Here is a 22,289-nt window from a genome sequence, read left to right as displayed (position 1 = left end):
GCTATGTTTATGGCTATTGCCTCGTTTGCTGACAGGATCAAACTCTTTTTTATCAAGTTCCATTCCTCATCATTTATATCCGTTTTGTATGACATCTCTTAGCTTACTATCAAAAAATACTTGATTCTAATGGAAATCGTTTTGCCAGACAGCTTCTTAGATTTCCTTAACCAGATCCCAGCTCACTCCAAGGTAACGTGCTACCGCACGGATAGTCATATGCCGGGAGAATTCCAGTACCAATCTTTCAAATGCACGAGTATAACCTTTACGTTCATCGGCAAACCGCACCTTTACCTGGCGCACCGCCTGGCACTCGGAGCATTCTACCCGCTGTACCGGAAGATCAATATATACAGCCTTTTGTCCTATCGGTATCGTTCGAAAGCGACGAGTTACCTTCCCTCGACAGGATACGTTGCGGTTTCGGCAAACGGGGCATCTTAAACACCATTGATCCTCTTTTATCGCAATTACAATGGCGCTTGCAATATAACGGGTACTTTGATAAAAATAACCCATTATGCCAAAAGCGTGATAAAGCAAGCTCGTCGACATTTTGAAATAACCTCATCATTAAAAAATAATAGCGGCTATTTCAATCTATCTTGCTCTACTTTTCCATCATCTCTTTAATCTGCTACTGCGCCTACGCACGCAATTTCCGGGAGAACCCAAAATTATTTCTGCAAGCGCTTTCACACTACCTCTCCTTAAATTGTGCCGCTTCTTCAGCGCCTTCAGTCACATTTCCAGCGGTATAAGAGTGAGCACCTGTGCCTGCCAATTTTCCCTTATCAACGATGAGATACTCTTCCCGAATGGGTCGCCCTTCAAACCAGCATTCCAGAATTTCTCTTACTCCTGCAGCATAACGTGCTTGCGCAGCTAACGACGTCCCTGCCGTATGGGGGGTCATCCCATGGTGAGGCATCGTCCGCCAGGGGTGATCCTTCGGTGGTGGTTGCGGAAACCAGACATCACCAGCATAGCCTGCTAATTGCCCACTTTCTAGCGCCCGAACTACGGCATCTCGGTCACAAATCTTCCCACGAGCAGTGTTGATAAGATACGCGCCCCGCTTCATTTTGCCGATGAGAGCATCATTAAAAAGATGCTCCGTTTCAGGATGCAAGGGGCAATTGATCGTCACAACATCACAAAAAGGAACCATCGACTCCACATTTGGGTGAAACGTAAGTCCAAGTTCCTTCTCAACAGATTCAGAAAGCCGATATCGGTCGGTGTAATGAAGTTTCACATCAAATGCCTTAAGTCGCCTTAAGGTCGCAAGGCCAATACGACCAGCAGCAACTGTACCAACCGTCATTCCCTCAAGATCATACGATCGAGCAACGCAATCGGCGATATTCCATCCCTTCTCCACAACCCACTGATAGGAGGGAATATAGTTCCGAATAAGAGAGAGGATCATCATGACAATGTGTTCGGAGACACTAACGCTGTTACAGTAAGTCACTTCGGCGACCGTAATTCCCCGTTCCATGGCAGCCTTAAGATCCACATGATCGGATCCAATCCCAGCCGTAATCGCAAGTTTTAACTTAGGTGCCTTGGCTATCCGGGTCGCTGTAAGATATGCCGGCCAAAATGGCTGCGAGATCACCACGTCTGCATAAGCTAGTTCCCGATCAAACACGGAATTTTCTCCGTCTTTGTCTGAGGTTACTACAAATTGATGTCCTTGATTCTCGAGAAATTTGCGAAGCCCCAATTCTCCAGAAACACATCCTAACAAGTCGCCGGGCTTGAAATCGATCTTATGGGGCGTCGGAAGAAGTTGGCCGTCAGGATAATGCTCAAGCTTTGGAAGTCCATCCCGAGCATAGGACTTAGGATACCCATCTACTGGATCTTCATAGAGTACACACACAATTTTCGACATATTATATCCTCCAAATCTATAGGAAAAAATAAACGTCTTTCTCTCTTCTTAAATGCAAGATACTTAATGTCTGATGAGCTGTCAATCATTTTGGTAGCCGGTGCTTCCGCTTTTTGATACTTTGAGAGAATAACAGGCAAGTAGAAATATCGAATAAAAGTTACTACTTCTGGCGCAAGGAGAATATGGCAGTCTGAGAATTGATCAGGTCAGGAAATACAAAGAACTACAAGTTGAGAATACACGGCTCATTGGCTATCGACCACCGCACCGCAAACCTATTCACCCAATTTAACGCAACTGGCAGTACCCATTGCTATGCAATAGACTCTCTGTTCATTTGGCACTGAATATCGGCCAGGTCAGTGAATTTTTACATGCCAATAGTTTCTCGTTCATAGGATTTCAGATGAGCGCAATAATGATGTGCTATACGGTATGTCGTGAGATTAAATAGAGTCTACTCAGAAAGTATTTCTCATAATCTCGTTTAAAATTTATAATTCATAACATATTGTTTATAACAACATGCGGTTTAATAAAAATAATCGAACTTAGGTGAGCTTGAGTTCAAATCAAGTGCAAGGTTTCTGCATGAATTATTCAAAAACCTCGCACTTAAGCATTGATTTTTAAGATATTTACGTGTAAAAACAATTGCTTATACTTTCTGGGCAAGCTCTAAATACTCGACACAGTCATTAAGGGTTGTCATTTTCGGGTAATCAGCCTCAGGGATCTCGATTTTGAAGGTTTCATGAAGGCCAACAACGAAGTTCAAAAAATCCATCGAGTCGATATCCAGTTGATCGCGAAAGCTTACATCCGGCTTGATGTGCTCCAGATCCGCTTCCGGGGCGATCTCTCCGAGAATACGAAGAGTTGTGACTCTGATTTCTTCTCTGTTGAGATTGGATGCCATCATAGCTTGCTTGGCTCCTGGAGGAGGCGCTCAACTGCGGAGAGAAACAGGCCGCCCCGATGGCCGTCGGTAGCACGATGATCAGCTGAGAGTGTCGCCGTTATCACCGGCCTCGCAACAACTTGTCCATTGACGAGCCATGGACGCTCGACAATTTTTCCAAACCCTACTATCGCTGTCTGTGGAGGGTAGATTACAGCAAAGGTTGACTCAACACCTTGCTCGCCGAGGCTGGTCACTGTAATTGTTGGATCAGACAATTCTGAGGCGCGTAGCGCTCCTCCCCGTGCCCGCTTCACAAGGCCTCGAAAATTCCGCATCAGGTCATTGAGATTTTGCTTGTCTGTATCGTGCAACGCCGGGGCAACCAAGCCTCCACCTCGCAATGAAATCGCCACTCCGACATGAATCGCCTGACTCTGGATGGATTGCTTTTCTTTCCAAAGGGAATTCAGCTCAGATACTTCACGCAAGACCAAGGCCACAGCTTTGAGCAATAACACGCCATACAATAGCCGATCTGAAACAGACCGTTTGACATTCTCCGCAACCAACCAGGCAATCGCAGATCCCATATCGATTGTTGTGCTCAAATAGTAGTGAGGAATCTCACGTTTCGAACGAGCCATCGCTGCGGCGATAGTTTCGCGCATCCAGACTTGGCGAGCAGATTTCTCTCCCGGTTCCTCCCAACGGCCCGTTGCACTCTGTAACGTGCCGAAGGAAGGAGAGGGCTCAGTGAGAAGGGGCTTCTCCTTACCTTTTGCCGTGCGCTCAATATCTTCGCGTGTAATCACTCTACCAGGGCCAGTCCCCTGAATGCCGGTGAGATTGATCCCAAGATCGTGAGCAAGTTTTTTTGCTGCCGGGGAGGCTTTTAGATGCCCCCTTCCAGGGAAACTCCTGGCAACAGCGGAGTCTCCACTTCAACTGTCGGCGCCACTGAGATGTCTGTCGGCACTCCAGCAGAAGGGGTTTCGATAGCTTCCGTCAAGCCCTTCTCTTCCTCGCGAATCAATGCTAAGACAGTTCCAACCGGAACTTCAGTCGAAGGCTCCACCAAAATTTTATCAAGTATGCCGGTAGCGAAGGATTCGACCTCGATAACACCCTTGGATGTTTCAATCTCCGCAAGAATCTCTCCTTTCTTAATGAATTCTCCTAGTCTCTTCAGCCATCTCACAAGAGTTCCCTCGGTCATATCAGCCCCGAGAGTCGGCATCACAAACTTAGCCATAGATCAATTCTTTGGCTGCCTTCACAATTGTAACGGGTTGGAGTTGTCCCCTTTGGACGGACACATTATGTTCTCGTTAAAGGAGATGAAAGATGACTCAAAACTATAAACCTGCCTACCCGGTGGAGTTTCGTAAGCGTTGGACGCTTACATTGCTGATTTCTAAGCTGCCTGTGCGGCAGCGAACATCTAGCAGGAGCGTCCTTGCTGGTTGACCTGGTCAAGTACTTTGTGACAACCCAGTTAAGCGACCTTTTTCAGTTCTGCCATTTCAGCTTCAAATTGGATGGGGCTTCTATAATCCAAATAAGAATGTAGTCGATGGCTGTTATAGAACATGGATATGTAATTCAATATATCCTGCTGTGCCTCATATCGAGCCTGATAATGGCGCCATTGCACCCGTTCTTGTTTCAAACTGCCAAAGAAGCTTTCCACCACACTATTATCCCAACAATTGCCTTTACGACTCATGCTGCCAATGAAATTGTTGTTTTCTAACAGTTTTCGGTAGGCATGGCTTGCATATTGAGAACCTTGATCTGAGTGCACAATTAAGCCGGGAGCAGGCTGCCTTTGCCCAACTGACATCTTTAACGCATCGCATACCAGGTTGCTTTTCATGCGAGAACTCATGCTCCAACCTACAATTCGTCTGGAAAATAAGTCGATTACTACCGCAAGATATAACCACCCCTCTTGTGTCCACACACAGGTAATAAGCCTGATTTGGTTGGCTGACCGAAAACTGCCTGTTCAGCACATTTTCAAATACCGGTTGTTTGTGATCGCTGTTGGTAGTGACCTTGTACTTCTTGCGATGACGCACTTGAATGCCTGCTTCTCTCATAAGTTTACGGACTTTGTAACGGCCGATTGGGTAGCCTCGTGCATGCATGGCTTTCTTCATTCGCCGACTGCCATAGCTGTAGTCACTGGCAGCTGCAATCTCCTTAATTAATCGGAGCATTTCCTGATTCTCACGATCATCTCGGTTTTCACGGCTTTCATTCTGGTAACGATAAAAACCATTACGAGTTACGCCCAATAGTTGACACATCGGATCAACGGGCCAGGTCTTCTTATGAAGGGCAATAAACGAGTACTTCATCTCGTTTCTTTGGCAAAGAAGACCGCTGCCTTTTTTAATATTTCTTTCTCCATCTTCAATCGCCTGTTTTCTTCTTTTAGTCGGTGAATTTCTTCCTGCTCCAATGTCAGTTTGCCATTACCACGGAAAGCTTGCCCATCATCAGTCTGATACTCATTGATCCAACGACACAACATCTTGACATTAATATCCAGGTTCCTGGCAGCTTCTACTCTCGTATATCCCTGATCAAGTACCAAACTGATTGCATCCAACTTAAATTCCTTCGAATATTTCTTTCTCGTATTCATTCCTTAATCTCCAGTTAAGATAAATTATCCCTTAACTGGGTTGGTCAATTCTATTGAACCACGTCAGTGCGCTTATTACCACATTTCTAAGCTGCCTGTGCGGCAGCGAACCTTGCGGTAAATCTTCGTAAGGTACTATGCAATTTCTAAGCTGCCTGTGCGGCAGCGAACTATCTTCGCCGGGATCACGACTGCCAGCAGACTTTCTAAGCTGCCTGTGCGGCAGCGAACCGTATTCTACGAGGCTGGTATGTTGATTTTCTTTTCTAAGCTGCCTGTGCGGCAGCGAACAGCACCTCCGATCGAATCCGACTTTCTGACGATTTCTAAGCTGCCTGTGCGGCAGCGAACTCATTCATCATATGTATGTGCTTGTCTACAATTTTCTAAGCTGCCTGTGCGGCAGCGAACCGATTATTGACCCGCGCTGGCATTGGGTTTCGTTTCTAAGCTGCCTGTGCGGCAGCGAACACAAACTCAACACCCCTACCTTTTCCATCCATTTTCTAAGCTGCCTGTGCGGCAGCGAACACTCTCAGCCGACCGATACCGCAGTTCCCACCTTTCTAAGCTGCCTGTGCGGCAGCGAACGACTGGCTGGCACTCTCGGCTTTTCCGGGCATTTTCTAAGCTGCCTGTGCGGCAGCGAACGTCGATTTGTCGTGCCCGCCTTTCTGGTTGGCTTTCTAAGCTGCCTGTGCGGCAGCGAACCTTACGAGCTCTCCATCTAAATTAGATCAGTCTTTCTAAGCTGCCTGTGCGGCAGCGAACGAGCATTCGCCGCGTCGATTACATCCTGCACATTTCTAAGCTGCCTGTGCGGCAGCGAACTGGAGCATAACACTCAAAAAACTATAAACAACAATCGTTTAATGTGAAATGAACAAAATACCTAATAATTTTTCAGTAATTAATAAGTAACTGATTCTTTGTAAATTATTAAAGAACAAAAAAATAGGTATAACAATCACAGATAATCTGACAGCAATTCCTCACACCATTCTGGAATCGATACTCGCTTTAACTCAAGACATCCGTTGCGAATCACCGCTATTTGCTGAAACGGGCTATCCGCCCGAGAGTTGTCCAGGACGTATGCTTGATCACATAGCGGTAAAACCTGCTTAACCAATTGCAATACTCTGGGTATTCGCGCCTTAACTTTTTCATCCGGCACAGCGTGGCCGCCTTCGCTCATCCGCTGCGCAATACGCGCGAGGTTGAGTTGTGTCTGTTCAAGGTGAATAAAGACAAGCACAATTTCATAACCCAGCACTTTTGCATTGGCAACAAAATCGATTTTAGAGTGATGAGAAAAAACAGTTTCAAAACAGAATGTGCGTCCGTCCTGTAATAGCCGCAAACGAATGGCTTCGGCAATTTTAGCGGCTTCATAGCTGTATTGCTCGGGTTGATCCGGATGTAACTGCTTCGCCAGGATATCCGCATTCACAAAAGGCATACCAAGCGGTTCAAGTTGCAGCCGGTAAAACATGGTTTTTCCGGCGCCATTGCCGCCCGCAAGCAGCCAGAGTTGTTTTTCTTTTTTCAAGTGACGCTTTCATTCAATGGAATAAACTGGCCGTTCTGAAAACGGCCGGTAGTGATGTTGCCTTGCTGATCGATACGCTCCAGATACCCCGGATGTTTTGATGAAGCCTGATAGCGGATCGCTGCGGATGTAACACGCCCGGACAGCGATCCGTTTTTCCGGTCGTTCTCAAGTGTTTTAAAAACTTCAGCCGGATCGACTGGAATGCCATAGACGGGTTCCACTTTTATTCTTGAAAGCCCCGACTTGACGGATAACATCACATCAGGATCAAGCGTATCAGCCACAGAACGCCCGAGCTCCGCCCAAAACTCTATCTGTTCGGCGGTGCTGCGATGAAAACGGTCAGCAGTTAACTCTGCTGCTTTCATCAGCTCTTCTTGCAACCGAATGGGGGATGCCGATTTTGCCATAGTCATGCCTCACATATCATTACAAAACCACCATATTGTAGCAGTCTGCTACAAATTATTTGCAACTGTTTTAATTGTGGCCGCCAGGCTGCTTGCGTTTCAGAAAAGTCAGTCTAAACCCTAAAATTCGAGGACGGTTGCTGTGGCTAAAACCATACGTGGCAAACGTTCCGTCCTTACTATTTTCAACTTCACTTTTTTTAATCCATAGGCAGAACGCCCAGGTAACAATGAGTCTCAATCCTGATGTATCCCCACGGGCGTGGGGAACACAGACGCTGAGTCTCCCTGGCAAGAAGCGCCTGCGGTTCATCCCCACGGGCGTGGGGAACACGCGTTGCAGCGTAGTAAATGCGGTCTCACCGGCGGTTCATCCCCACGGGCGTGGGGAACACAGCGTATTCATATCCGGTCAATCCGTCCATCCCGGTTCATCCCCACGGGCGTGGGGAACACCATTTCAACACAGCGACCAGCTTGGATTTCGCGCGGTTCATCCCCACGGGCGTGGGGAACACGTCTAGGTGTAGCCAATCAGGGCGAGGGCATCCGGTTCATCCCCACGGGCGTGGGGAACACCTTAGAAACCTGTCTCAAAGCGAAAATGTTTATGGTTCAATCCCACGGGCGTGGGGAACACTAGATAAGCCTCAATTTGATTGCTGTACTCCTCGGTTCATCCCCACGGGCGTGGGGAACACTGCTGGATATTTATTTAGAGAATACGCCATAGCGGTTCATCCCCACGGGCGTGGGGAACACTTAGTAAATGGTCAGCCTGTACCGCTCGCAAACGGTTCATCCCCACGGGCGTGGGGAACACCTCAGGTAGGTGTACTGCGGTACCGGCCCATCCGGTTCATCCCCACGGGCGTGGGGAACACGATTTCAGGTTGGTCGCGGCGACCGACTCTGCCGGTTCATCCCCACGGGCGTGGGGAACACTATCCCATGTTCTTTCCTTCGCCCTCTCCCTGCGGTTCATCCCCACGGGCGTGGGGAACACGTGAAATAAAAGACGCTGATAAAAAAACACATCCGGTTCATCCCCACGGGCGTGGGGAACACTTATTTATGTGACAGGTAGACCCGTTGAAAAAGGGTTCATCCCCACGGGCGTGGGGAACACGGCGTATCACTTGGATACCCTCGTCAAGTGAGCGGTTCATCCCCACGGGCGTGGGGAACACGCATACCCGACTGGATCAGCATATCGTAGACCGCGGTTCATCCCCACGGGCGTGGGGAACACGACCACACCGGAACTGACCCGTGCGCTGGAAGCGGTTCATCCCCACGGGCGTGGGGAACACTATCCACCTCCTGCTGGTTTTGCTGCAAACAACGGTTCATCCCCACGGGCGTGGGGAACACGCACCTTTTCCACCTTTGGTGAGGCTGTGTGGCCGGTTCATCCCCACGGGCGTGGGGAACACTACCGATTCGCAGCATATCATCCAGCATGATCCGGTTCATCCCCACGGGCGTGGGGAACACATTACGTTGCTAGACAATTAAATAAAACCGGTCGGTTCATCCCCACGGGCGTGGGGAACACTCCTCGGTAAACCATGCGAAAAGTCAAAGCCGCGGTTCATCCCCACGGGCGTGGGGAACACATTTTCTGCTAGTCATCTAAAGCCTCATCCAACGGTTCATCCCCACGGGCGTGGGGAACACAGTATGCCGTAGCTTTATCTGGCAAACGTCAACGGTTCATCCCCACGGGCGTGGGGAACACTCCAGGCTGTTTGAAGATAGATTGCCTAAATACGGTTCATCCCCACGGGCGTGGGGAACACCCCTCTCTATCTCCATAAACTACTTCTACCGCCGGTTCATCCCCACGGGCGTGGGGAACACGTAATGGCCCGTAGCATCTCTCGTAATATTCCCGGTTCATCCCCACGGGCGTGGGGAACACCTCACTCAGCTCTTCAACCACTTCGAACATTGCGGTTCATCCCCACGGGCGTGGGGAACACTCAGGAAAATTCTATCCAAATCCCAGATCCATGCGGTTCATCCCCACGGGCGTGGGGAACACGTAGCATCGACGAATTGACCGGCTGACAATGACGGTTCATCCCCACGGGCGTGGGGAACACCATGCCTTGTGCAACGAAGTACTCATCGCCGCCGGTTCATCCCCACGGGCGTGGGGAACACCCATTCCATTACATTAAGATGGTGCTCCATAGCGGTTCATCCCCACGGGCGTGGGGAACACTTTCACCGACTCTGAACGGCTAGGCAGCACGTCGGTTCATCCCCACGGGCGTGGGGAACACAGTGTCGCCAGTGTTATCACCTCCGGTCACCTCCGGTTCATCCCCACGGGCGTGGGGAACACGTTATAGCCGCAGCGGAATACATGAAAAAGCGTCGGTTCATCCCCACGGGCGTGGGGAACACCTCAGACTCGGCGCTGATGATGTGAACATTGACGGTTCATCCCCACGGGCGTGGGGAACACGCCGTAAGCTTGCTCCCATCCCATGTTGTTTCCGGTTCATCCCCACGGGCGTGGGGAACACGCTTTTCATGTGGCGTTGCGCACGGGACAGACCGGTTCATCCCCACGGGCGTGGGGAACACTTGGCCAAAATCGATTCCGAGCGCATGAAAGGCGGTTCATCCCCACGGGCGTGGGGAACACAGCTTGGGCGTTGGCAATGGCAATATTTACTCGCGGTTCATCCCCACGGGCGTGGGGAACACAGGTCAAAGAACTGGAAGCGGCCTCGAAAAGCCGGTTCATCCCCACGGGCGTGGGGAACACTTTTTTTCCTAAAGGGTTGTGGGAATGGCTCGCGGTTCATCCCCACGGGCGTGGGGAACACGCCCGCCCGCCCGTTAATATGCCACTGGTATGCGGTTCATCCCCACGGGCGTGGGGAACACTGTATTTCCTGTTTCAGCCATTTCTGCTCATCCGGTTCATCCCCACGGGCGTGGGGAACACTCCCAGAAAGTTCTGCTGAGCGGGAATTCGGTCGGTTCATCCCCACGGGCGTGGGGAACACTTAGCAGCAAATGGCGCTGCTAGTTTTAGCGTACGGTTCATCCCCACGGGCGTGGGGAACACGCAGATTTAACTAAGGAACAAATACAAAAGGTACGGTTCATCCCCACGGGCGTGGGGAACACATCGGATCACCTCGTTCCATTATTAATTTCGGCGGTTCATCCCCACGGGCGTGGGGAACACTCCGTATGTAATATGTTTCACCATCAAAATCTACGGTTCATCCCCACGGGCGTGGGGAACACTTACTGCGTACCGTCACTTTGCAGGACGGCGGCGGTTCATCCCCACGGGCGTGGGGAACACGCCAGGGCCATACCAGCTAATAATCTTCTCTTCGGTTCATCCCCACGGGCGTGGGGAACACTACAGACAAGATTGGCGGAGGTTGAGGCCAGACGGTTCATCCCCACGGGCGTGGGGAACACTACTTCGCTAATCTCTACTTCATCCAACCAATCGGTTCATCCCCACGGGCGTGGGGAACACGTATTTTTCTTTTGCGTCTAAGGCTGCTGCTACGGTTCATCCCCACGGGCGTGGGGAACACTCGGTGTAATCGGAACACCAGCGGGTGATTTCCGGTTCATCCCCACGGGCGTGGGGAACACTATGCAGTGAATGAAACTCTATCATACCTACTCGGTTCATCCCCACGGGCGTGGGGAACACCAACTCTATGGCTTCCTTACTTGCATTATAACCGGTTCATCCCCACGGGCGTGGGGAACACTGCCGCTGTATCTGAGTTACAAACACAAACAGCGGTTCATCCCCACGGGCGTGGGGAACACACTTCTCCCATCTCGCTGATTTTTCAGCGATAAAAAGCAAGGCAGAATTCTACCAAATTTTTAAGGAGCTTCTCCTGTTTCTTCAGGTAAAAAAGAAACCAGCTTCGCACCGTCTATTTCACTCGGTATTCTTCGATTAGTACCCAATGTCACGAAATCAAAGCCAGCTTCATTATTGGTACGCCAAGCCATCACAGCGTTACCATCTTCAATTCCTTTTTCAACTTGGCTCCAAATATAGTCGCGCACTTTAGCTGAATAATTACCGACGTAAACACCTGCACGAATCTCCAGCAACCAAATAGCCAGTCGTCCACGCAACCGAGGTGGAGCGTTTTCAAGCACGATGACCAGCATCGCCTAGACTCTCAGGATTTGGTATGGCTGGCTGCACAGCGTTATCTGGTGCAGCAGGTGGGATAATTTCACCAGCAGAAAGCATTTCCTCAATTCCAGGAATGATTCTTTCCAGCAATTTGCTTTCACGAAATACATCTCGGCAGCCAAGCCTTACCTGCTGCTCTGGATTACTCGGATGTTTTGCAGCAATCTTAAACGCTAGCGGAACAACGGTATCAAATTTGTAGATATCTGCCACATCATAAACAAAAGACAAAGGCTTGCCAGTATGAATAAAGCCTACTGCGGGTGCATAACCCGCTGCCAGTACAGCTGCCTCCGTCACACCATAAAGACAAGCAGTAGCCGCACTTAAACAGCGATTAGGAATATCTCCTTTATCCCAATCATCTGTATCATAATTTCTCGCTTTCCATTCCACACCATACTTTCTGGCAATCAGCTTATACGTTTCCCGCACTCGAGCACCTTCAATACCCCGTAATTGCTCAACGCTACGACGAGCAGGGGGTTCCTCACCGAAGCGCATCGCGTACATCTTACGCACCACTTTCAAGCGCAACGTTTCATCCAAAGCCAATTTGGCCTGATACAACAGTCGGTCTGAACGTGCGCCACCCGGTTGTCCTGACGAATAAAGCCGCACCCCTGCCTCACCAACCCACACTAGCAGCGTGCCTACACGTGCAGCCAATGCAGCCGCTGCATGAGAAACTCTTGTACCTGGTTCCAGCATCAGACAGGCAACGCCACCTATCGGAACATGTGTGCGCACACCCGTTCTGTCGATCACGACAAATGCACCATCCAGCACATCCAGATGACCTTTTTCTATAAACAGGATAGATAGCCGCTCTTTGATTGCCAGAGGTTTAAGTGGAGGAAGAAGGTTAGTCATTTTTATGTCCGGTAATTACGATTCCGTCTCCCCAGCAACTCCCAACTCCCGTTCGATCTGTTCGATACTCGGTAAACTGGTTTGCAATTCCTTGGGTAAAGAATGAACGAGCTGATACTCAGCCACACCGATCGGTTTGTTGGTGTCACGCAGTGCATACTCCGCCACCCCGCGATTTTGAGTCTTGCACAGCAACAGGCCGATAGCTGGATTATCGTGTTCGGATTTCATTTGCGCATCCACGGTACTCAGATAAAAGTTAAGTTGCCCGGTGTGCTCCGGCCTGAATGCTCCAGCCTTCAACTCTACCACCAAATAGCAACGCAGCTTCAGGTGATAGAACAACAGGTCGATGAAAAAATCATCACCACCAACTTCGATATGAACTTGTCGTCCAACATAAGCAAAACCAGCACCCAGCTCGATGAGAAATTGCGTGATATGTTGAAAGATGGCAGATTCGATGGCGCGTTCTTCGGCATCCTCGCCCAAACCAAGAGAGTCAAGCCGATAAGGATCTTTCAAAGACTCGCGCGCCAAGTCAGAGTGTGGACGTGCCAACCGAGTCTCAAAATTGGTGATAGCCTGACCGGTGCGCTCACGCAAACACGTTTCAATCTGAATCACGAGAACATTCCGCGACCAATTATGTTCAATCGCCTTTGCCGCATACCAGCGACGTTCATCTTCCTTGTGCAATTTATCCAGCAACGCAAGCTGGTGATACCAAGGCAATTGTGCAAGCACCGCTTGCACAAATTCACTATCCGGCCACGCTTTGGCAAAGGCACGCATATATTTGAGGTTACGCGGTGAAAACCCCTTCATCTCAGGAAAAGCCGTGCGTAAATCATGCGCCAGCCGCTCAATCACTTTAGCGCCCCAACCCTGCTGCGCCTGCCGCTCCAGAATATCCCGCCCGATCTGCCAATAGAGCAATATCAGCTCGCGATTTACCGCCAATGTAGCGCGCTGTTGCGCAACATGAATACGCGTCTTCAGCTCGGCCAGCCAGTCGGCATAATCACCAGGTACCTGCATGAGGGCGGCGGAAATGTCAAGGTGCAGGTCGCTGTCAGGTTGTATATCGGGGTTAACGATTTTATTGTTCAAGTAAGCTTCCTCTTTGCTGCACTTTTCAGATGCACCACATCGGCAAAAGCATAAACTGCACCAAATCATCCAGCATCAACTACGGATAGCTCTTAAGAGTCTGCTCATCTGGCCCGCCTGATGACTTGAGATCCAGTAAAAATACAAATGATAAGCGCGTACCTTTCACAACCGACTTGCTGAGAAGCACATCGAGATTGGTTATGATACGATCTTTCCAGTTCATCTTTTTTTCTTGCATGCAGATTGCTTGGTTATTGAGTAATTTACAACCTTCGAACCAATAATAAGCCACAACCGAAGGCTTTGGCGGAGCCGATACCGTTTTCTATAAGTGTTATAAGAATATCCGGATTACGCACACACATAACTCCTTCAAAAGTAGCTGTTACCAATTTGCCGCCTCGATTACCCTTGCGAAAATAAACAGGTGCATGAGGCAAAACATTTGCCGCTTTAATTTCGCCTGCATCAGCAAGCTTGCGCACGATCCACTCGCGCTGATCTTCTTCCTTGATTAATGGCACACGACATTTTTCTGATTGTTTCCCCGGTTTGGTATCACGTTCCCTATCGGTAATAGTTTTTACCGGATTAGCTGTAATCAAAAAAGCTAAATGCTGATCTAAAACAGGTTGAGGATTTATTTCGCGCGTACCGACTAACACAACACCAGATGCAGCTTCTGGCATGCGCCGTGATTGCACTAGCAAGCGCGCTGGGAGACCTGTCGGGTTGCCCTCAATACGAAACAGAAACCCCTGACGCAATTCTTCGCCATTGCTGCGAGTTTCCTTTTCCTCACCGGGAAACAGTCGCCAAAGTTGACGATGCAGGTTATAAGGATTGCGGGCAAACTCCCACGGAATTTCGACACGACTCAAGAACATGGCGTCTCCTTATGCACGTACACCTGCCGGGTGCCAAACTGACGGTTGCGCCCATACATGGGCACATCACGAATGCGCAAAGGTTGCATGGATTCAAGATCACCCTCGGCATAAATCAGCCCACCAACAGGTAACGCACTTGCCAGCGCGGTCTTGGCATCGCTAGCATCAATCGGCGCACCCTCCAGCAAAGGCCGTGTGATAGGACAAGAACGCCGCCCCAGAACGGGTGTAAAATATGGACGACGTAGGGCTTCGGCAATCGCTTCCAGCGTAATGGGCGCAATTGGTTTTGCGCCAATTGCTACGGTAAAGGCAGCATCAAACAAGTATTCGCGCCGTGAAACCACAGGGTTTTTATTGGGCGATCCATCCACCTTGCGCGCAGCAAGCACTGTGTGGAAATCAGAAAGCTTTACAGCAGCTTTCAGCATAGGTTGTTCAGCATTCGGAGGTAACCCTGTACGATCCATACGTACTGTAAACTCAACACTGGCAGCAAGTTGTTCCAGCTCTGCATGATTATGCCTGTCTATGCCCAAACAAGCCCCAAGTAAACCCAACAAACCGCTCCGGGTAGGAAATAGATTGGAGGGACGAAAATCCTCAAAGGTATGTGTTCCCCATGCCTGCATGGGGCCATCCAGCCGTAAAATAAGGTAGCGCGGCATGAGGGACTCCTTATGCTTGTCCGCCATTAGCAATCCAATCTTCCATTGCCCTAAGCGAACTCAGTGCAAGCTTATCGTCCAACTTTATGCCATCTCCCACCGCGAAGGCAAGCGCCTGCTCTTCCAGACCATAAGCACGATGGATACGCGCCCAATAGTCAGATAGCGCATTGATGGACGGCTTGAGAAATCCTGCTTCTTTATAATCACGCTTCACCGGCTGCTCGAAGGCATTAGCAAGCGAAATGGGTTGATCGGAAAAGCTGACAATAGCAAAATCCGCCAGATTATGCGCGGCAAAAGATTGCTGTTTAGCCGAAGGTACAACAGTAGCAAGTAGATGGAATACATGCCGGGCGATGTCCAATGCACGTTGGCGTGATTCGGTAGTTTCTGCCGCCTTAATGTTTTCGATCAGCCCCAGATTTACTTGCAATTGCTTCAGATTCAGGCTGGCATAGCGATAAAACACCCCAGAGGAAAATTGCTGGGTATCCAAATGCCCCGCCCCGGTCTCGCCTGCGTCTATCGTCAAGTCATCCACAGCGGTGAACCAGTCTACATCTTGCGGTTCGACAGCGTGTGTGGTGATGGCATGAGCAACGGCGAGCGCGCCATCCACGGGTAAGTTGCTCATTAAACCGCTTGTTGCCATGCGCCCGGATAAGGAGATGTCCACAGCATTGCTCATGGAAGCACGGAAGGGGCGTGCATCTTTTTCAATCTGCTTTTCAAGTTTTTTTACGTCTTGCTCATCGGTACGGATCAATTCACAAAAGTGCGCCACTTCATCCACCGACCAAGGTGCTACGGCATCGTCTGCAACTCCTTCGGCGATACCTTCTTTGCCAGAAATCCATTCCAGCGCGCGGCCCACTAACTCAACATCAAAACGATCTTTGAGTAATTCGGTGAAACGTGCTTTGAGTTTGCCAAGATCGCGGGTGCGCACAGAAGGCCTACCCAAGGTCGAATGATGGTAGTCGCTCGTGCGCATGGCACGTTTGAGCGACTGGCTGGAAACGCGCACTCGGTTGACTCCGCCGAACACAGCGGTTTTCTGCATGTTCATGTCGTCGCGGTTCAAGCATGACGGGCTGTGGGAAATCAGCACGTGAAAGTTGATGAAATTCTGGGCAGTCATTTTTTATCTCCTTTGACGGGGTTAAAGCGGGCAATGTAAAAATCTTCGACGAGTTGGCGTTTGGCTCTATCATTCCAATACCAGACCATGCGGCCAAACTCAGACCAATCCACGGTAGACTCTATATGTGTCATAAGCCGTCTCAACTGCACTAAATCGAGTGGTGCATGAGAGCGCGCCACTTGCAAAACACGCGCTTCGGTGACATTTGCTTCAGCCAATTGCGCGCCAAATGATTTGGCCTTGGCCGCGTGTTTACAGCATGGCAGTAAAAAAGCCAGACGCAAGTGGCGATCATCCGGCTTTTGTCCGGGGAACAGCCGGTAGAACGCGGGTGTGAGTGCAACATCATCTGGCTCGGCGGCACGGCGTAGTTCCGCGCGCGCACCTGTTGGGAAATTTTCATTGTCGTAACGCATTTTCAACGCGACAAAATCTGGCAATTCGGCACTCATACTTTCTCCATTAGTTTGGCAAGATCAATGTTCATGCTGCGCCTGGCCCATGCGATGACTGGAATCAACTCAGGTTTCAATGCATAGGGATCGGTAAGTTCCTCGAAAATGGCACGGCAGTGCTCTGCAAGTTGCTTCACGAAAATAGAGTAAGCGGTTGGCCACTCTTTATATGTAAGATCGTTAGAAAATGTCTCGTGAATCAAACTTTCTGTTCGTGCGTAAAACATCTTCTCGGCGATTTCATGGATAGCAGCGCCAATACCTTTCAGTCCCTTATCCTTATTCCCCTGAACCGCAAAATAAAGCTTGCCGCGCAAAACTTTTTTCGCCTCTTTGCCAATCTCGACCAGCTTTGGCAAATGGCCTTTATCATCCTGCCAGCCTTGGGCAAGACTGATCATCTCGTGGCGACGCTCCAGTACCGACGCTTGATTGGTGCGATAACCACCGATCAACAAATGTAAATCGCCATCGCCAAGTTCATTGACTTGGGTAATTGGCTCGGCGGGTATTGATCCTTCTTTAGCTCCAGAAGCATTGATATTATTGGGTACCACAAATTCAGATAATAGTGTCCATGCTGGAGCTGTAGTGGTGAAACTGGAAAATTTCACCGAAGGGTCTTTTTTCAGATTCATGGTCATCGCACCATGCGGGTGCGGCCACACGCCCTCCACTGTGAAATTAAATTTTTCCTTACGAAAACTGCTGTATCCCGGCACAGCTTCTCCACCTAATACATCGCAAGGTGCAGGCACTTCTGATTTCACCAGCTCTACCCGAGTCGGTTGCCAGAACAAACCGCGCATGAGTCCGATTTCGTTCCAAGGAATGGTTGCTTTTTCCAGAATTGGTCTAACCCAGGTGGGTTGATCGTACTCAAAACTCGGCATGGCTATCTGCCGTTTTGCTATACGAGACCGCGTTAGCACATTGCGCCAAACCATCTCACGTAAATCAGCTCCATACACCAACGTGGTAATCGGCGCACCGCCGCGTAAGCTGCCTTTGAATCCGCCGCCAAAACTTGGGCAATTAGAAGCCTGATTAAATAACGTAATCGCAGCAAGCGTCCCAGATAGGTTACGCACTTCACCCGCTTCGTTGAAAAAAGCATGGTTATTGCCTTCCGGCAAGCCAATCAACAATTTCTGGATCGGAGTATTTTCAGCAGCTTTCACCCCCCGCGACTGCATGAACGGCTGGGTTGGATGATCAAGGTCGAACCAGTCATGGCAGGGCTTAATACCGGCAGCAAATTCATCTGCCGATAACGGATTCTTCAGCCGCTTTTGCCATGTTCGGTTTTCCTCCGGCAGAAACATGACTTGCGTCATGCACACCAACAATTGCACGCAGGCCAGTTCTAGGTCGTCACGTGGCAGGCTGACTTGCCAGTTATTCGGTTCGCACAAAAATTGCTGATAGGCCAACAAACGAAAAACTCCTGTACCGCCATTGGCACGTACAGGAATCCATGGGTCTTTAAGTAGATTCATTGTTAATCCTCTCCAATCCAAAATCTTCCGAATAGCGAAATTTTCCACTCGTCGCCAGCCAGCCGCCATGCTCTTCAGCGCTCATCTCCAATTGCCGATAGCCTGCCAAATTTCCTTGATTCTCTAGACGACAATCCATTAGCCGTTTCTCCCAACTGGCAGGTACAGGTACAGCATGCAGGTTAAGCATTTCCGCGAGATCACGCTCGTTTAACGCATTTAGCATTTGTCCATTCAACAAACGCTCATCAGCTTGGATAGGTAAAACTGTCAAGCTCATTTCACCGTCACGGGTAAGCGCAGTAGTCGCGCTGTCTTCATCACGGAAGTTGCTGACGGTCAACGTTGTGAGCCTCTTGGCTTCTGCCTCACGCCTGCCCTGCTCTCCTTTCCACGCCAAGTAGCCACTATAAACAGCACTTGGCTCCTCCGCCCAATCTTCACGCTGATAGACTTGCTCGATCCAATCCCTATAGGCCTCTGGGAAAACAATCTTGTCCACACTGGCAAGCAGTCGTTCGGTACGCCACAGCACTCGAGTGTTACCATAAATGAGTTTATGCAACCCGTAATCTTCGCCCTCTACTGACAACACAGCGCATCTAGGCAACTCAAATCCGGTAGGGCGGCTTTCACGCCGGTGACGATGTAAACGGCCAAGTCGCTGGAACAGTAAATCCACCGGACAAATCTGCGTGAGCATCCAGTCAAAATCCAGATCAAGGCTTTGCTCAACCACTTGTGTAGCCACAAGGATGCGACCTTTATAACGCTCGGCGTTGCGTCCGTAGTAAGTTAGCGTAGCAGTTTCCTTTTTCTGCCTGTCCATGAAGCGGTAGCGCGCATGGAACACATCCACATCAATTGTGGTTTTGCCGCGCAGTTTGCGGGCAAGTTGCTGGGCAACATCCACCAAATTCATCACCACAGCCACCCTTGCACCAGATTCAGCAGCAGCAATGATGCGCTCCATTACATCATCATTCGGGATTGCGCCGGGAAGTTTGAGACACTCGGTGATCACCTCACGCCGTTCCGGACGGTGTTCGTCAGGTACAGTGGCACATGATGCACTATCTTGTGTGGCGTGCCACAATGCAGGATATGGCGCTTTTCCCACCCCGCTAGATTCCCATGCCTCCAGCAATTTTGTACGTATACTCGCAGGCAATGTAGCAGACAGAAGAATAGCACTTCCGCCAGTTGCTCTTTGACGGCGTAATACTTCGCCGAGCAGTCCATGCATGTAAGCATCATAGGCATGAACTTCATCCACGATGAGTACGGATTTGTTGAGTCCGAAACCGCGCACAAATTTATGTCGCACAGGCAACACGGACAGCAATACCTGATCCACAGTACAGACACCTACCTGGCCAAGAAATACGCGCTTGCGGCTGCTGGCAAGCCAAGCAGCACATTGAGCAGATGCTTCTTCTTTATCTTGAACAGTTCTCCGCTGCCCGGCAATTACTAAGCGGTCAAATTCAAAATTTAATTTGCTTTTGCCGTGGGCCAGCACCACATTGGCATTACCAAACACCTTCTCGGCAAAGACCTCGACACGGGTAAGCATGGCGTTGGCCGTGGCTTGTGTAGGCAGTGCAAACACGATTGAGTCTGCTAAACCTTGATCCAGTAACCGCCAAGCATAAGCCAGTGCAGCTTCTGTTTTGCCGCTGCCGGTCGGTGCCTCGATCAGGGTCAAGCCGGGTGTGGTCGGCAAACTATCCACTCTAACCTGAACACCGCGCGGGGATTCTTTAGAGCCGAGCAAGGCACTTATGCCTTTGTAGTCCATCGCATTTACAAACAGGCCGAAGCGATGCAGCACGTCGTCCGTCTGAATTTTTTCCACACTTGCCGCAAAGTAATTGGCTAATGCAGTATCAGACGTTTGGTAAATGAATACATCGGTGTTGGAGCCTATCCAGTCACAAACAGCACAAAAACCAGCCAGCAAATTCTGTGCACTCGTTGAGACAAAAGGAGGCAAATCCTGAAGACGAAGTCCTTCGCGCATGAGAAAAAGATCGGCCAATACAGAAATAAATCCTTGACGCGCATCGCTATCATGCGCAATAACCGTATCATCCGCCTCTGGCGCAAAAATTTTTGTTGGCTCGTAAAAATCTCCGTGATGTCCAGTTACGGCAGCCAGCCAAGGTTTCCACATCTCCCAAATTTCGCGATCTGCATCATCATAGCGTATCCACTGCCGATACTCCTGATTCGCCCAAGCCATCCCCGCCCAGCCATGGTCGAAATTTGTGATGTCTCTTGACGAAACCCTGTGATCTTCCTCGCCTAGCTGTCGCCATGCAGCAGCAAGCGCATTCGGAGCCTTTAACTGAAATCGCACGTCGAATTTTCCAAGATCATGCAAGGCTATAAAAAACAGAATCCATGCGCGTAATTTGTTTTGCTGCAATTGCATGCAACCGAAAGCAGCAAGGAAAGTGCGTTGTATAGTTGGGCTAGCATCCCACCATGATGCAGCAACCGCCGCTACATCCAAGCAGTGATAAGGCAGCGGATGCCATTTCTGTTCACCTGGATAATTAGGATCTGCCTTACCCCAGTAGCTAAAAATCGTATTTCCTGACTGTTCCATTATTTTTACTTTAAAGCTTTATAAGATAGTTCGAGAGTTTACATTCATGACAAGCTCAAAACCTGACACTGTCTAACCATATTTTTTTATTGCCGCCCGTAACTGCTTGATCACTTCCTGCCGTAATTCATCAGGCCCTAATACTTCTACCTCCGCACCATGTTTCAGAATATCCATCACGAGTTCTTTGCTATCAGCATAAGAGATATGCAGTTCATAGCTGCCATCGGATAACAGTGTTCCTTGTTGCTGGGGGTGCCATTGTTCATCGGCTACCCAGCGGGCGCGTTCGGGTGAAAAAAGCAGTACGGCGGTTTTCTTAGGTTTGCCGGCAAAAATGCCGTAGCTGGAGGCAAAATGGACGTCGAGCTCAGCGTCGCTGAATTCGAGCGCAACCTGATCGAGTGAACGAGATGCGCTGATACGGTCGACGGCAAAGCTGCGCAGCGCCTCACGCTTATGGCAATAAGCATCCAAATACCAGTTATCGCGATAATGAGTGAGGCGCTGGGGTGAAATCTGGCGCTGGGTAGTCTGGTCGTTGCTGCGACTGTGATAGTGGATGTGCAACCGCTTTCTTTGCAGCAATGCACTGGTCACGGACTGGAAATGCTCCGTGGCCGGTTTTCTTGCGGTCATTTGTAAAATACGGATACGCCTGGCGATTTCATCCTTGTTTGACTGTATAGTGGCAAGAATTTTTTCCAGACGGGCTTTTATCGGCTTGAGACGATCGTCTAATAACCCGGGCTGAGTTTGTTCCAGTAACTGCTGCACGGTTAACAGTGCATACAGTTCATCGGCATTGAACCACAGTCCCGGTAGTTCAAAGACCTCCCCTTCGCGGGTCTCATAGAAATAGCCATTGCGTTCACGGTCGTATTTTAGCGGCGCATTAAAGTACAGCCGCAATTCGTCAATGATGCGCTTGACCGTGGCGTGTGAGCATTCGAGTTGTTCCTCAAGCACTTGTCGTGAAACAGGTCGCCGCCTGGCGATAAGTATTTGGTGCAGCTTGTAAATGCGTTGCAGACGGTCCATTCTGGTTACTCTGTTTATTTTTGTTATACCGTATGGCTAACCCGAATATTTCATAAATTGGCACGTGTCCTCACTTGCCTTTTGATTAATAAGAAAGATTTTGCTCAGTCGGGTGTATGAATCACTACACCCCTCCTTCTCAAAACTTCCCTATTAATCAAAATCCTGCGTGATCATCACGCGAATTTATGAAATATCCGGGCTAAATCCGGCTTAGCTCCTGGATGAATAACGGTGGATTTAACCACAAGCTACGCAATTTATGAGAAATGCATTACGGTCTTGATCGATCATACCAGCTATGCCAGCGGCAACACATAACAAACGGCCGGTCTGGGTGAAACTTAA

At 49.6% G+C, this 22,289-nt stretch carries 19 protein-coding genes, 1 pseudogene and 2 CRISPR repeat arrays; of the genes and pseudogenes, 1 reads left to right on the top strand and 19 read right to left on the bottom strand.

What is annotated here, in order from left to right; translation table 11 throughout:
• Window positions 1-156: 156 nt before the first annotated feature.
• The 5 genes from BLW34_RS06385 to BLW34_RS16395 all read right to left on the bottom strand — a co-directional run bounded on the left by BLW34_RS06385 (window position 157) and on the right by BLW34_RS16395 (window position 4,065).
• Window positions 157-558 carry a helix-turn-helix domain-containing protein gene (locus BLW34_RS06385; RefSeq protein WP_090577143.1) on the bottom strand — a complete coding sequence of 134 codons (402 nt, stop codon included), beginning with the start codon at window positions 556-558 and terminating at the stop codon, window positions 157-159.
• A gap of 145 nt (window positions 559-703) precedes the next feature.
• Entirely contained in the window at window positions 704-1,906 is a 1,203-nt protein-coding gene (locus BLW34_RS06380) for an NAD-dependent formate dehydrogenase (protein WP_090577140.1), read from the bottom strand.
• A gap of 661 nt (window positions 1,907-2,567) precedes the next feature.
• Window positions 2,568-2,831 carry an acyl carrier protein gene (locus BLW34_RS06375; RefSeq protein ID WP_256203635.1) on the bottom strand — a complete coding sequence of 88 codons (264 nt, stop codon included), beginning with the start codon at window positions 2,829-2,831 and terminating at the stop codon, window positions 2,568-2,570.
• A complete protein-coding gene (locus BLW34_RS06370) occupies window positions 2,828-3,625 on the bottom strand; it encodes a 2-oxo acid dehydrogenase subunit E2 (RefSeq protein WP_256203634.1) in 798 nt (265 codons plus the stop codon). Before BLW34_RS06370 ends, BLW34_RS06375 begins: the two co-directional genes overlap by 4 nt.
• Window positions 3,626-3,705: 80 nt before the next feature.
• On the bottom strand, window positions 3,706-4,065 hold the full coding sequence (locus BLW34_RS16395; protein WP_218138795.1) for a biotin/lipoyl-containing protein: 360 nt from the start codon (window positions 4,063-4,065) through the stop codon (window positions 3,706-3,708).
• Window positions 4,066-4,157: 92 nt separating this feature from the next.
• Here BLW34_RS16395 and BLW34_RS16815 point away from each other — a divergent pair, with 92 nt between their 5' ends.
• Window positions 4,158-4,280 carry a hypothetical protein gene (locus BLW34_RS16815; protein WP_256203633.1) on the top strand — a complete coding sequence of 41 codons (123 nt, stop codon included), beginning with the start codon at window positions 4,158-4,160 and terminating at the stop codon, window positions 4,278-4,280.
• 28 nt (window positions 4,281-4,308) lie between these two features.
• Here the strand turns inward: BLW34_RS16815 and BLW34_RS06365 are convergent.
• From BLW34_RS06365 to BLW34_RS06305, 14 genes and pseudogenes are all read right to left on the bottom strand, one after another.
• Window positions 4,309-5,466, bottom strand: a pseudogene (locus tag BLW34_RS06365) (IS3 family transposase).
• An 83-nt stretch (window positions 5,467-5,549) separates the two neighbouring features.
• A CRISPR array of direct repeats spans window positions 5,550-6,297; the repeat unit is 28 nt; unit sequence TTTCTAAGCTGCCTGTGCGGCAGCGAAC.
• Between the two features lie 136 nt (window positions 6,298-6,433).
• Complete coding sequence (locus BLW34_RS06360) at window positions 6,434-7,018, bottom strand: ATPase (RefSeq protein ID WP_090577134.1); 585 nt, start codon at window positions 7,016-7,018, stop codon at window positions 6,434-6,436.
• Window positions 7,015-7,431, bottom strand: coding sequence for a TA system antitoxin ParD family protein (locus BLW34_RS06355; RefSeq protein WP_090577132.1), 417 nt, complete (start codon window positions 7,429-7,431; stop codon window positions 7,015-7,017). Before BLW34_RS06355 ends, BLW34_RS06360 begins: the two co-directional genes overlap by 4 nt.
• Window positions 7,432-7,675: 244 nt before the next feature.
• Window positions 7,676-11,253: direct repeats of the CRISPR family, unit length 29 nt; unit sequence CGGTTCATCCCCACGGGCGTGGGGAACAC.
• Window positions 11,254-11,313: 60 nt separating this feature from the next.
• Window positions 11,314-11,610, bottom strand: coding sequence for a type I-E CRISPR-associated endoribonuclease Cas2e (cas2e, locus tag BLW34_RS06350; RefSeq protein ID WP_090577129.1), 297 nt, complete (start codon window positions 11,608-11,610; stop codon window positions 11,314-11,316).
• Window positions 11,591-12,511 (bottom strand): type I-E CRISPR-associated endonuclease Cas1e, encoded by a 921-nt coding sequence (gene cas1e, locus BLW34_RS06345; protein ID WP_090577126.1) that lies wholly within the window; start codon window positions 12,509-12,511, stop codon window positions 11,591-11,593. The genes cas2e and cas1e overlap by 20 nt, the downstream gene beginning before the upstream one ends.
• A 15-nt stretch (window positions 12,512-12,526) precedes the next feature.
• On the bottom strand, window positions 12,527-13,624 hold the full coding sequence (locus BLW34_RS06340) for a PDDEXK nuclease domain-containing protein (protein WP_256203631.1): 1,098 nt from the start codon (window positions 13,622-13,624) through the stop codon (window positions 12,527-12,529).
• 79 nt (window positions 13,625-13,703) lie between these two features.
• Window positions 13,704-13,865 (bottom strand): DUF433 domain-containing protein, encoded by a 162-nt coding sequence (locus BLW34_RS15530; protein WP_177165973.1) that lies wholly within the window; start codon window positions 13,863-13,865, stop codon window positions 13,704-13,706.
• A 25-nt stretch (window positions 13,866-13,890) separates the two neighbouring features.
• On the bottom strand, window positions 13,891-14,514 hold the full coding sequence (gene cas6e / locus BLW34_RS06335) for a type I-E CRISPR-associated protein Cas6/Cse3/CasE (RefSeq protein ID WP_090577123.1): 624 nt from the start codon (window positions 14,512-14,514) through the stop codon (window positions 13,891-13,893).
• Window positions 14,505-15,185, bottom strand: coding sequence for a type I-E CRISPR-associated protein Cas5/CasD (gene cas5e / locus BLW34_RS06330; protein ID WP_090577120.1), 681 nt, complete (start codon window positions 15,183-15,185; stop codon window positions 14,505-14,507). Before cas5e ends, cas6e begins: the two co-directional genes overlap by 10 nt.
• Window positions 15,186-15,195: 10 nt before the next feature.
• Window positions 15,196-16,329, bottom strand: coding sequence for a type I-E CRISPR-associated protein Cas7/Cse4/CasC (gene cas7e / locus BLW34_RS06325; protein WP_090577117.1), 1,134 nt, complete (start codon window positions 16,327-16,329; stop codon window positions 15,196-15,198).
• Window positions 16,326-16,784 carry a type I-E CRISPR-associated protein Cse2/CasB gene (casB, locus tag BLW34_RS06320; protein WP_090577114.1) on the bottom strand — a complete coding sequence of 153 codons (459 nt, stop codon included), beginning with the start codon at window positions 16,782-16,784 and terminating at the stop codon, window positions 16,326-16,328. Before casB ends, cas7e begins: the two co-directional genes overlap by 4 nt.
• Window positions 16,781-18,286 (bottom strand): type I-E CRISPR-associated protein Cse1/CasA, encoded by a 1,506-nt coding sequence (gene casA / locus BLW34_RS06315; protein WP_090577111.1) that lies wholly within the window; start codon window positions 18,284-18,286, stop codon window positions 16,781-16,783. The genes casB and casA overlap by 4 nt, the downstream gene beginning before the upstream one ends.
• Window positions 18,273-20,900 (bottom strand): CRISPR-associated helicase/endonuclease Cas3, encoded by a 2,628-nt coding sequence (gene cas3 / locus BLW34_RS06310; protein ID WP_218138794.1) that lies wholly within the window; start codon window positions 20,898-20,900, stop codon window positions 18,273-18,275. The genes casA and cas3 overlap by 14 nt, the downstream gene beginning before the upstream one ends.
• Window positions 20,901-20,972: 72 nt before the next feature.
• Window positions 20,973-21,941, bottom strand: a complete 969-nt coding sequence (locus BLW34_RS06305) for a helix-turn-helix transcriptional regulator (RefSeq protein ID WP_090577105.1) — start codon at window positions 21,939-21,941, stop codon at window positions 20,973-20,975.
• Window positions 21,942-22,289 lie beyond the last annotated feature (348 nt).

It is taken from the genome of Nitrosomonas sp. Nm58 (genome assembly GCF_900107335.1).
Classification (GTDB): Bacteria; Pseudomonadota; Gammaproteobacteria; order Burkholderiales; family Nitrosomonadaceae; genus Nitrosomonas.
This window is presented reverse-complemented; position numbering and strand designations above follow the sequence as displayed.

Bases quoted from the DNA above. Each gene is read 5' to 3' on its own strand.
- BLW34_RS06375 (WP_256203635.1), bottom strand. From the start codon at position 2,831: ATGATGGCATCCAATCTCAACAGAGAAGAAATCAGAGTCACAACTCTT.
- BLW34_RS06385 (WP_090577143.1), bottom strand. From the start codon at position 558: ATGTCGACGAGCTTGCTTTATCACGCTTTTGGCATAATGGGTTATTTT.
- casB (WP_090577114.1), bottom strand. From the start codon at position 16,784: ATGAGTGCCGAATTGCCAGATTTTGTCGCGTTGAAAATGCGTTACGAC.
- cas3 (WP_218138794.1), bottom strand. From the start codon at position 20,900: ATGGAACAGTCAGGAAATACGATTTTTAGCTACTGGGGTAAGGCAGAT.
- cas1e (WP_090577126.1), bottom strand. From the start codon at position 12,511: ATGACTAACCTTCTTCCTCCACTTAAACCTCTGGCAATCAAAGAGCGG.
- BLW34_RS06355 (WP_090577132.1), bottom strand. From the start codon at position 7,431: ATGGCAAAATCGGCATCCCCCATTCGGTTGCAAGAAGAGCTGATGAAA.
- cas7e (WP_090577117.1), bottom strand. From the start codon at position 16,329: ATGACTGCCCAGAATTTCATCAACTTTCACGTGCTGATTTCCCACAGC.
- BLW34_RS16395 (WP_218138795.1), bottom strand. From the start codon at position 4,065: ATGGCTAAGTTTGTGATGCCGACTCTCGGGGCTGATATGACCGAGGGA.
- BLW34_RS16815 (WP_256203633.1), top strand. From the start codon at position 4,158: ATGACTCAAAACTATAAACCTGCCTACCCGGTGGAGTTTCGTAAGCGT.
- BLW34_RS06380 (WP_090577140.1), bottom strand. From the start codon at position 1,906: ATGTCGAAAATTGTGTGTGTACTCTATGAAGATCCAGTAGATGGGTAT.
- cas6e (WP_090577123.1), bottom strand. From the start codon at position 14,514: ATGTTCTTGAGTCGTGTCGAAATTCCGTGGGAGTTTGCCCGCAATCCT.
- cas2e (WP_090577129.1), bottom strand. From the start codon at position 11,610: ATGCTGGTCATCGTGCTTGAAAACGCTCCACCTCGGTTGCGTGGACGA.
- cas5e (WP_090577120.1), bottom strand. From the start codon at position 15,185: ATGCCGCGCTACCTTATTTTACGGCTGGATGGCCCCATGCAGGCATGG.
- BLW34_RS15530 (WP_177165973.1), bottom strand. From the start codon at position 13,865: ATGCAAGAAAAAAAGATGAACTGGAAAGATCGTATCATAACCAATCTC.
- casA (WP_090577111.1), bottom strand. From the start codon at position 18,286: ATGAATCTACTTAAAGACCCATGGATTCCTGTACGTGCCAATGGCGGT.
- BLW34_RS06305 (WP_090577105.1), bottom strand. From the start codon at position 21,941: ATGGACCGTCTGCAACGCATTTACAAGCTGCACCAAATACTTATCGCC.